At 63.9% G+C, this 11,016-nt stretch carries 6 protein-coding genes; 4 read left to right on the top strand and 2 right to left on the bottom strand.

What is annotated here, in order from left to right; genetic code table 11:
- The first annotated feature begins 356 nt into the window (after positions 1-356).
- The 4 genes from RT567_RS08645 (at position 357) to aguB (ending at position 6,995) form a co-directional block, all read left to right on the top strand.
- Positions 357-1,445 carry a capsular biosynthesis protein gene (locus RT567_RS08645; RefSeq protein ID WP_313575785.1) on the top strand — a complete coding sequence of 363 codons (1,089 nt, stop codon included), beginning with the start codon at positions 357-359 and terminating at the stop codon, positions 1,443-1,445.
- 173 nt (positions 1,446-1,618) lie between these two features.
- Positions 1,619-4,909 (top strand): TonB-dependent receptor, encoded by a 3,291-nt coding sequence (locus RT567_RS08640; protein ID WP_313575784.1) that lies wholly within the window; start codon positions 1,619-1,621, stop codon positions 4,907-4,909.
- 218 nt (positions 4,910-5,127) lie between these two features.
- Positions 5,128-6,129 (top strand): agmatine deiminase family protein, encoded by a 1,002-nt coding sequence (locus RT567_RS08635; protein ID WP_313575782.1) that lies wholly within the window; start codon positions 5,128-5,130, stop codon positions 6,127-6,129.
- Positions 6,129-6,995, top strand: a complete 867-nt coding sequence (gene aguB, locus RT567_RS08630) for an N-carbamoylputrescine amidase (RefSeq protein ID WP_313575780.1) — start codon at positions 6,129-6,131, stop codon at positions 6,993-6,995. The genes RT567_RS08635 and aguB overlap by 1 nt, the downstream gene beginning before the upstream one ends.
- Positions 6,996-7,083: 88 nt before the next feature.
- Here the strand turns inward: aguB and RT567_RS08625 are convergent, their stop codons facing one another.
- Both RT567_RS08625 and RT567_RS08620 read right to left on the bottom strand, forming a co-directional pair.
- Positions 7,084-10,005, bottom strand: a complete 2,922-nt coding sequence (locus tag RT567_RS08625) for a TonB-dependent receptor domain-containing protein (RefSeq protein WP_313575778.1) — start codon at positions 10,003-10,005, stop codon at positions 7,084-7,086.
- Between the two features lie 243 nt (positions 10,006-10,248).
- Positions 10,249-11,016, bottom strand: a 768-nt coding sequence (locus RT567_RS08620; RefSeq protein WP_313575776.1) for a right-handed parallel beta-helix repeat-containing protein, incomplete at its 5' end; no start/stop codon positions are given.

The raw sequence follows: 11,016 nt of genomic DNA, 5'->3' as shown, positions 1-11,016 counted from the left end.
GACATCAACTTCTAAGGCTCAGGGGGGCCGGTCATGATCGGCCCCCTAATCCTTGGACGATTGATTGATCAGGCCGCCGAACTCGATTTGGGTTCGGCGGCCTTGATTCAAGAGCTTATGTTACAGACCGGCTCCCGTTTCGCCTTGCCAAGAATCCGGCTCGGCTATTAATAGGGTCTGCTTTCGAAAGATATCAGCGTTTGCTCGCGCCCTTTGATCCTGACCAGACAGACGCAGGTCTTCACACTGCAGTTGATCTGACCGGCCGTCGCTTCCTCATCGTGTCCGCGCCTTTCGGCCGTTTCGGGCGCGTGCTGGCGCATGCCATCGAGGCGCGCGGGGGCGAGGCGCGGCGCATGCTGTTCAATGCCGGTGATGTCTCAAACTGGGGCCGTTCGGGCGGTCTGCCTTTTCGTGAAAGAGCGGAGCGCTGGCCGGAACGGCTGGCGACGATCGCGGCAGAATTCACCGACATCATCGTGTTCGGGGAAGGCGGACCCTATAATCAGGGCGTCCTTAATCAGGCGAGCCAGTTGAAGGCGCGCGTCTGGGTTCTCGAGAACGGTTATTTCCGACCTGACTGGATCACGCTGGAGCGTAATGGGGTGAACGGCTCCAGCGCCTTGCCGCGCTCAGCGGCAGGCTATCCGCCGCCGCCGCCGGAGCTGCCGGTGTCGCGTCCTGTCGGCAAGATCCTGCCGCACCACGTTATCAACATCAGCTTTTACCATGCGGTGCAGCCGCTGGGATGGCTGCTGTTCCCGCGTTTTCGTCATCACTACTCAGCGTCGCCCTGGCGGCAATGCCTGGGTCATGTCCGTCGCTATCTGGGGCTGGGCGTGCGGCCGCAAGGGGCCAGCAACGCTGACCGCCTTCGGACCAAGGGGCCATTCTTCATCGCCTGCCTGCAGCGCGACGGCGACGCCCAGTTGCTGCGCTATTCCGACATTCACGACAATCTGTCTTTCCTGGCGCGGGTTATGGACAGTTTCGCCGTCGGCGCGCCGGCGCACAGCCGTCTGGTCATCAAGAACCATCCTCTCGACCCGGGCATCGTCAATCTCGCCCGCGAGACGCGCCGGATGGCTGAGGCGCGTGGGCTGAAAGGCCGCGTCGATTTCATCGACGGCGGCAACCTGGCTCAACTGTGCCGCGCCTCCGAGGGCATGGTGGTCAACAATTCCAGCGCCGCCTTGTCGGCCTTGGGCTTCGGTACGCCGGTTAAGGTGTTGGGCCAGGCCTTCTTCGATTTCGAGGGACTGACGGATCAGCAGCCGTTGGACGCCTTCTGGCAGGCGCCGCGCCCCGCCGAACGCAAGCTGTTCGCCGCCTTCCGCGCCTATGTGATCAATCGCACCCAGATCAACGGCAATTACCATGAGCCGCGTGTCATGGCGGCGACGGCCGGTCGGGTGGCCGACGCCCTGGCGACACGGCTCATTTAGGCCTCTGAAAGGCCCATTTTACGGTGTGGCGCCCAAGCCACCCCGGATCGCTGTCATCATTCTGTCATCTAGCTGTCGCCCGAGCGTCGGACGGGGGGCCTAAAGCCGCCTCATCAATGACCGCGCTGATCGTCGTTCTGGCAATTTGGCGTCGTAAAGGGATCACAGCACCAATGTTGAACCGCAACCTCGCCTATGGGGTTTCCGCCGCAGCCATCCTGTTGGCGACCTCCAGCGCCGCCTTCGCCCAGGAAACCACGGGCGGTATCCGGGGCGTGATTACGGACGCTGCCGGCACGCCGATGGCGAACGCCACGGTCGTCGTCACCCACGTTCCCTCGGGCACCAGCAGCACCATCGTGACCGGCGCCGACGGCGGCTATGTGGCGCGCAACCTGCGCGTCGGCGGTCCTTATGTCGTTACAGCGCTGACGGCGCAGGGCGAAGTTTCGGGCCAGGTTCCCACGGTCAGCATCGGCTCGCCGTCCGCGTTGAACCTGACGGCGACGTCTTCGGCTTCGGACGGGGCGACCACTGTCGCCGACGTGGTTGTTCGCGGTGTTCGCAGCGGCGGCCTGATCACTGGCCCGCGCACCCGCGTCGGCGCCGAGGACATTGAAACCCTTCCGTCGATCAGCCGCGACATCAAGGATTTCGCTCGCACCTCGCCGTTCGCGTCGGTCGATCCGACCAACAGTGACGCCTTGATCCTTGGCGGTCAGAACAGCCGCACTAACGCCTTCCTGGTCGATGGCATCCGTCAGGGCGACGACTTCGGTCTGGCCGGCAACGGCTACCCGACTGTGAACTCGCCGATTTCCGTGTCGGTGCTGGAGTCGGTGCAAGTCGACGTCGCTCCGTATGACGTGCAGTACGGCGCCTTCCAGGGCGGTGTCATCAACTCCGTGACGAAGTCCGGCGGCAATCAGTTCCACGGTGAGCTCTTCTACGAAGAGACGAACGACAGCTTGCAAGGCGACTCGTTCTCCTATGAGGACATGACGACCGGCAAACGAGAGAACCGCCAGGTAACGGGCGAGTTCAAGGAAAAGACCTGGGGTGCGACCTTGTCGGGTCCGATCCTTCAGGACCGTCTGTTCTTCCTGTTGAACTATGAAAAGTTTGAAGCGGTCCGCCCCGTGCTGAGCGGCCCGGCTGGCTCGGGCGCTACCAATGAAGTGCCCAGCGTCAGCCAGGCGGATGTCGACACCGTCCGTCAAATCACGGAAACGGTTTACGGATATGATCCGCTGAACTGGCGTGCCGATGAGATGACCGTCTTCGACGAGAAATATTTCGCGAAGCTGGACTGGAACATCAATGACCGCCACCGCGCCGTCGTCTCCTACCAGCAGACGGAAGGGTCGACCCTCAGCTTGAGCGGAACGTCGACCAGCGGCAACAACCAGTCGGTGGGCCTGCTGTCTCAGGGCTACAACTTCCAGACCAACTTGACCGCCTATAAGGCGCAGTTGTTCTCGGACTGGAGCGACAGCTTCTCGACCGAACTGTCCTTCTCGCGCAAGGAGACGGAGAACATTTCGTCGAACCTCGGCGGTTCAGACTTTGCGGCCATGCGCGTGTTCCTGCCCTCGCAAGGTTCGGTGCGGCCGTCGATCTTCCTGGGTCCGGAGCGTTCGCGCCACGCCAACTCTCTGACCAACGACCTGAACCAGTATCGCTTGGTTGGTAAGTACCAGCGCGACGGCCACCGTCTGACGTTTGGTTATGAGCGTGAAGATCTGGAGATCTACAACGTCTTCGTGCAAGCGGCGAACGCTGAGTATGAATTCGCCTCGGTTGATGCTTTCCGCAACGGTGTAGCTTCGTACATCAACTATCAAAACGCGGCCTCGAACAATAAAATCGACGGTGGCGCAGCGTTCAAATACACGACCAACTCGCTGTTTGCTCAGGATGAGTTCGAGCTTACTGACCGCCTGACCCTGCGCGCCGGCTTCCGTTTCGACTGGTATGAAATGGAAGACAAGCCGCTGGAGAATGCGGCGTTTGAAACCCGCTACGGCTTCAAGAACACTCATAACCTGGACGGTATCAGCCTGTTGCAGCCGCGCTTCGGCTTCAACTATCGCGTGGATGACACCTTCAACATCTACGGCGGTTTCGGCCTGTTCATGGGCGGTTCGCCGAACGTGTGGGTGTCGAACAACTTCTCCAACCCGGGCAACCTGATCGGTCAGTTCCAGTGCCGCGCCGCCGGCTACACCAGCAACAATGTTCAGAACAGCGTTCCTGTATGCTCGGCTGCGGAAATGGCGGCTCTGCAGAACGTCGACGGCTTCGACCCGGCTCAGATCGCCAAGGACCGCGTTACTGAATCGGCGCAGCAGGGTACGGGTACGATCAACGTTGTCGATCCTACGTTCCAGCTGCCTTCTATCTGGAAGTTCTCGCTGGGCGGCGCCAAATACTTCGACCTGACGCGCTGGAATATGGGCGAGGACTGGAATGTCCGCGCTGAATACGTCCACTCGAAAGTCGAGAATGGCGTGGGTTGGGTGGACCTGAACATGGCGAAGCGCCAGACGGGCGTGGGCCCGGACGGTCGCCCGATCTACACCGGTCCGAACGCCAACCAGGTCGTTTTGATGCTGACCAACTTCAAGGGCGGCGATACGGATCAGTTCACGGTCGGCGTCAGCAAGGATTGGCGTGAAGGCTGGGCTCAGGGCTTGGGCTTTGACCTTTCCTATACCTATGTCGACGCGAATGACGTCCATCCGGGCACGTCCTCGGTGGCCGGGTCGAACTACGGCCAGGTTGCGGTCTTTGACCCCAATGCGCCTGGCGTCGCGACCTCGAACTATGAAATCGAGCACTCGACCAAGCTGAGCTTGAGCTACCGTCGCGCCTTCTTCGGCGACTACCGGACCAGCTTCGCTCTGTTCGGCGAGCGTCGTTCGGGTCTGCCTTACAGCCACACGATCACCAACGCGCAGAACGGCACTGTCAACGGCGAAGCCAACGAGTACGCCCGTCGCGGCCGTATGCTGCTGTATGTGCCGACCCCGGACTCCTCGGGCATGGTCACCGCCACCAGCGACCCGCGCGTCACCTATGCGACGAACTTCGACTTCGCAGGTTTCAACAACTACCTGCAAAGCTCGGGCCTGATGAAGTATGCGGGCGGTGCCGCACCGCGTAACAGCTCGAAGTCGCCGGACGTCACCAAGTTCGACCTGCGCATCGCTCAGGAACTGCCCGCCTTCTTCCCGAACGGCGCGCGTCTCGAGGCCTATATGGACATCGAGAACCTCGGCAATCTGCTGAACGACGAGTGGGGCGTGATCCAGCAAGTCGGCTTCCCGTACTTCTCGCGCGGGGTGACGGGCAGCGTTGTGGGTGACCAGTTCAACTACTCCCAGTATCGCGACTGGACCGGCAACAGCTTCAACAACCAGTCGGTCTGGCAAGTGAAGCTGGGCGTTCGCTACAAGTTCTAAGCGAACGACAGTCTGAGACGGGAAGGGCGGTCCGGCGACGGGCCGCCCTTTCTCGTTCTGAAGGTCGTCCTAACGCGCGGTCGCGCTGCTTGAGGACGTTGGGCCGCTTCAATAGGGGAACGCGCCGTCGCCATTGAACCCAAAGCCGTCAGGGCCTATTTCGCCCCCTTCGTGCTTCATCCCTTTTATGTGGACGTTTTCGCCCCATGACTTCGCCCATGACTCTGCTTGTTCCCGCTGAGTGGACGCCGCATCGCGCGATGTGGGTCGGCTGGCCCAGCCACGCCGATCTGTGGGAGGACAACCTCGAACCGGCGCAGGCCGAGGTCGAGGCCCTGGTGCGCGCCCTGGCCGGGCCGGGTCGTGAGCAGGTCAAGCTGATGGTCGGTAATGACGAGGCTCTGGCCGACGCCCAGGCGCGTTTCGCCGATGTGGCGGGCGTCACCGTGGTGGCCGGGCGTTTCGGCGACATTTGGCTGCGCGACACCGGGCCGATCTTCGGCGCAGGCTCGACCTCGGCCCAGGCCTTCGTCTTCAACGGCTGGGGCGGCAAATACGACCTGCCGCACGACGACGAGGTCGCCGATCAGATCGGCGAGCAGACGGGCGTCGCCCTGACCCGACACGACTTCATTCTGGAAGGCGGCGCTGTCGATCACGATGGCGAGGGCACGGTGCTGACCACGCGCCAGTGCGTGCTGAACCGCAACCGCAACACCGGCTGGACCGAGGAAACGGCCGAGGCCGCCCTCGCGCAGGCTCTGGGCGCCAAGAAGGTGCTGTGGCTGGGCGACGGCCTGCTGAACGACCACACCGACGGCCACGTCGACAACCTGGCCCGCTTCGTCGCGCCGGGCGTGGTGGCCTGTCCGATCGGCTTCGGCCCCAAGGATCCCAACGCCGAGGTCTATGACGAGACGGCCCAGGCCTTGGCGGCCATGACCGACGCCGCCGGCCGCCCGATCCGGGTGCTGCGCATTCCTTCGCCGGGCATGATCCTGGATGAGGACGAGCGTCCGGTCCCGGCCAGCCACATGAACTTCCTGATCGCGGACGGCGCCGTCGTGGTGCCGACCTATGGCAACGACATGGCCGCCCGCCTGGCCTGCGAGGCGCTGGCCACAGTCTTCCCCGGTCGCGAGATCATCCCCCTGCCGTCGACCGCCATCCTGTCGGGCGGCGGCTCGTTCCACTGCATCAGCCAGCAGGAGCCCGCCTGATGACCCGTCAGATCACCGTCGCCGCCATCCAGACCGCCTACGGCGAGGACATGCAGGCGAACATCGACAAGACCATCGGTTTCATCCGTGAGGCTGCGGTCAAGGGCGCCCAGGTCATCCTGGCGCCGGAGTTGTTCCAGGGGCCGTATTTCTGCGTCTCGCAGGAAGAGAAGTGGTTCGGCGCCGCTTATCCGTGGCGCGAGCATCCGGCCGTCACCCAGCTTCAGCCCGTGGCGAGGGAACTGGGCGTGGTCCTGCCCGTCTCGATCTTCGAGCGCGAGGGGCCGCACTACTTCAACAGCCTGGTGATGATCGACGCCGACGGCGAACTGATGGGCGTCTATCGCAAGAGCCACATCCCGGACGGTCCCGGCTATCAGGAGAAGTACTATTTCCGCCCCGGCGACACGGGCTTCAAGGTCTGGGACACGCGCTTCGGCCGCATCGGCGTCGGCATCTGCTGGGACCAGTGGTACCCGGAAACGGCGCGGGCGATGATGCTGCAGGGCGCTGAGGTGCTGCTGTACCCGACCGCCATCGGCACCGAGCCGCATGACGACTCCCTGGACACCGCCGCCCCGTGGCGCCGGGCCATGCAGGGGCACGCCGTGTCCAACGTCGTGCCGGTCGTCGGCGCCAACCGCATCGGCCACGAGCAGGTGACCGAGGCGGGCCAGACCTTCTACGGCCACTCCTTCATCGCTGACCATCGCGGCGACCTGGTCGAGAGCCTGGATCGGGAGGAGGGCCTCCTGCTCCACACCTTCGATCTGGACTTCCTGGATCGCCACCGCGCGGCCTGGGGCTTCTTCCGCGATCGCCGGACGGACCTGTACGGCGCCCTGGCGACGGGCCGCCCGGCCTGATCCGGCTTTCGGAAGCAGGCTGATCCACAAACAAAAAAGAGGCGGAAGACCGGGGTCTTCCGCCTCTCTTCTTATGCGTTGAACGCTATCAGAACTTCAGCGTGGCGCCGAAGGTGAAGTAGCGGCCGATTGCATCGTAGGTCTGCGGGAAGGTGTTCCCGTTGTTGGCCGACGTGGTGCCGATCTGCGAGCCGACGATCGGCGGCGCCTTGTCGAACAGGTTGTTGATCGTCGCCGTCAGACGCACCGTCTGGGTGATGTCCCAGCGGCCGCTCAGGTCGAAGTAGTCGTAGCTGTCGATCTGGGCGTAGTCCGGGAACCACTTGGTGCTGCTCGGCTCGACTTCAACGCCGGACAGGTGACGCCAGCTCAGCGAGGCCGAGTAGTCGCCCATCGTCCAGGTGGCGCGGCTGTTCCAGCGTTGCTTGACCTTGGGCTCGCCGCACGACACCGAGTAGTAGTCGACGCAGTCACGCAGCACGGAGGCCGGGGTGGACTGGGTTTCGTGCTTGGTGAGGATGCTGCCGTTGACGCTCAGGTCGACGCGACCGATGTCGCCCCAGCCGAAGTCGGCCAGTTCGACGCGGTAGTTGGCGGCGACGTCGAAGCCCGAGACGCGCTCGTTGCCGGCGTTGGTCGACGGGCGGATGACGCCCTTGGCGTCGACGCCGTTCAGCGAGCCGTTGGCGGCGCTGCGCTGGATCGCCTTACAGCTGTCGTTGAACGCCAGCGTCGGGTTCAGAGCCTTGTCGTAGCAACCGTTCATGACATCAGCCAGGCTGGGGCTGTTGATCGTCTTGTCGATCTTGATGTCATAGTAGTCGAGGCTCAGGCGCAGGCTCGGCACGAAGGCCGGTTGCCAGACGGCGCCGATGGTCCAGGTGTCAGCCTCTTCCGGACCCAGGTTCGGGTTGCCGCCGGTCTGCTGGTTGACCTGACCCGAGTTGGGCTTGGCCACGTAGCCGATCGCGCCTTCGGGCACGCCGGTCAGACGGCACAGGTTGCTCAGCGTGCCGGCGGTGTTGGCGTCGGCGCTGTTGATGAGGTTCAACTGGCACGGATCGATCGCCATGTTGCCCAGGCCGGTGACCTGCGGGTTGAACAGCTCGCCGATGTTCGGGGCGCGGGTGGCGCGCTGATACATGGCGCGGACGCGAACGTCCTCGATCGGCGACCAGTCGCCGCCGAACTTGTAGCTGCCGTAGTTGGTCTTCGAACCGCCGGCCTTGAACTCGGTCTGGCGATAGCCGGCTTCCAGGTTCAGGCTGTGGATGAACGGCATGTTCTCGATCAGCGGCACCGCCAGTTCGGCGAAGGCTTCACGCAGTTCGAACTGACCGTTGCGATCCGGAACCGGCGCGCCGGTGCCCAGAATTTCGCCGTTGGCTTGCGAGGCCGCATCGCCGCGGGTCTCGGCGCTGGACCGGCGCCATTCCGCGCCGAAGGCGACGGCGATCTGGCGATCGCTCCAGGGGCTGCTGAACTGCTCAGGCAGGATGCCCGAGATCGAGCCCGAGGCCACGTCCTGCTTGATCGTGGTTTTGCTCATCGACGACAGGTTGATGTAGTCGATCATTTCCTGGGTGATCGTGCCTTCGGGACCGAAGACGTTGATCGGCACGCAGCCCGCGACCGGGCTCGATGAGCCGGGCACCAGGCACTCGGTAGCCGAGACGGTGTTCAGCGCGTTACGCAGCTTGGACAGCGAACCCCAGTTGCGGCGCGTCAGCAACTGCTCGGTTTCACCGTGCGAGACGTAGGCGTCGTAGTTCCAGTCGGCGTTGATGTCGCCGCGAACGCCGGCCAGCAGCTGGACCGTCTTGTTCTCGATATCGACCGGACGGGTGCCCATCTCGGTGAAGCGGCGGTTGATGGTCAGGTCCATCATGGTGTCGCCGGCCGCGCCCGCGACGCACTTGGCCGGGTCGATCAGCAGGGCGCCGCAGAATTGCTGGCGCATGGCGTCCGGAATGAACGGGTTGCCGATCGGCACCTTGTAGGTGTTGCCGAAGGTGCCGCTCGAAGCGTTGTCCAGCGAGACGTCGCTCTGGACGTACGTCAGGTGGCTGTAGACTTCAGCGGCCGAGTTGATCTTGAAGCTGCCCAGGCCGTTGATCTGGTAGCGGCTCAGCGGCGTCTGATACAGGTTGTACGGGTTGTAGTTATAACCGGCGGAGTTGTAGTTCGGGTGGTCCGAACCGATCAGGGCGCCCGTGGTGGGGTCCAGTTCGGCGCCCGACGGCAGGGCGACGCCGCCCCTGACCGGGGTCAGGTCGAAGCGGCCGGGGACCGAGGTGCCCGAGCCCAGCGGCTTGCCGGACGTCGAAGAGAGGGCGACTTCACCCCAGGGACGGCGCACCTGATACAGCGGATCGGTCTTGGTGTAGCCGAAGCTGACGACGGCGTTGCCGCGATCGTCGGCGAAGTTGCCGCCGATGGTGACGTCGAACTTGCGACGAACGGCGTCGTCTTCGCCCGAGAAGCCGTAGGAGGAGTTGATCTCAACGCCTTCGAAATTGTTCTTCAGGATGAAGTTGACCACGCCGGCGACGGCGTCAGCGCCGTACACGGCAGAGGCGCCGCCCGTGACCGTGTCGACGCGCTCGACCAGGGCCAGCGGGATGGTGTTGGTGTCGACCACGCCTTCCAGGTTGAACGGCACCACGCGGCGGCCGTTGATCAGGACCAGGGTGCGGTTGGTGCCCAGGCCGCGCAGGTTGATGGTCGCGCCGCCGCCCGAGCCGTTGTTGGTGGCCGAACCGACGGCCGGCACGGCGGCCGGCAGGTCTTTGATCAGCTCTTCCACGGCCACCGGCTGCGACATCGCGATGGATTCGGAGCTCAGCGACGTGATGGGGCTGGACGCTTCATAGCCCGGCTGGCGGATGCGCGAGCCGGTGACGACGATGGCGCTGACTTCTGAAACTTCTTCTTCGGCCGACTGGGCGAACGCCGGAGCGGCGGCCATGAAGCTGAGGGCGGCACCCCCGATGATGGTCGATGCGAGCAAGGACTCGCGAACAATTCTCTTTTTCAAAAGAGACCCTCTCCTGAACAAAACAAGCCGTCGCTCGCCCCCTTACGATGAGGGCTGAGCCGACGGCTCGCGGCACATGCAGGACCGTGTGGCCTGCGATGGCGACATTACGGCGAGGCTTGCCTCAAGCAAGTCAGAATTGCGTCAATAAAGGCACAGAGCAGAAAATATTACCCTTCAATGAAGCATATTCGGAATTCTTGGCAAAATTTACGCTCATTTTCCGGAATTATAACTAACAACGTTCTGTGATGCGCCGTCGTGGTCATTGGCGCTGCTGCCCCAGGGGTAGCCCTTGTCGGCGCTACAGTAGGCGCGGCGGCCCTGTCGGGCGTTCTGAACGACCAGGCGTGGCCGCCAGCGGGCGGCGCCGGTGAAGGCGTTGTCGGTGATGACGTTGTACGATGGCGTTTGATGTCGGATGACGCCGCGCTCGCCGCAGTTGCGATAGAGGAAGATGCCCGGCCGCCCGCCCAATTCGAAGCGGTTGCCGACAATGCGGTTTCGCGCCGATCCGTCCACGGCGATCATCTCGCGCTCGGTGCGGGTGCGGAACAGATTACCCTCGATCCGGTTGTTCGCGCTTTCGGCGTCCAGGTAGAGGGCGGTGGCGACGCTGCGGCCCTCGAGCGTGGATCGTGTCAGGCTGAGCCCCGTGACGCCGGGGCCCACGTAGAGCGGGATCGATCCTGTCCCTCGGATGATCACGTCTTCCAGAGTGATATGGCTGGGCGCGGCGGCCTGGGCGGCGGCGGTATGGTCAGCGGTGCGGGAAGAGGCGCGCAGGTCGTCGTAGCTTCCGTCCGCCCCCATGCCCCAGACCCGTACCGAACCATGGATCAGACAGTGCGAGATGCGCACGTCCGTCGGGCGGCTCCAGCGGTCGGCGGCGATGCGGCGCGACCACACGGCGATCGAGGGCGAACGGGTGCTGACGGGGGCGTTGGGGCGGCCGACGCCGCCGCCCGCGCAATCCAGGCCCGC

Origin of the sequence: Brevundimonas sp. (assembly GCF_032107865.1) — a bacterium.
GTDB lineage: Bacteria > Pseudomonadota > Alphaproteobacteria > Caulobacterales > Caulobacteraceae > Brevundimonas.
This window is presented reverse-complemented; position numbering and strand designations above follow the sequence as displayed.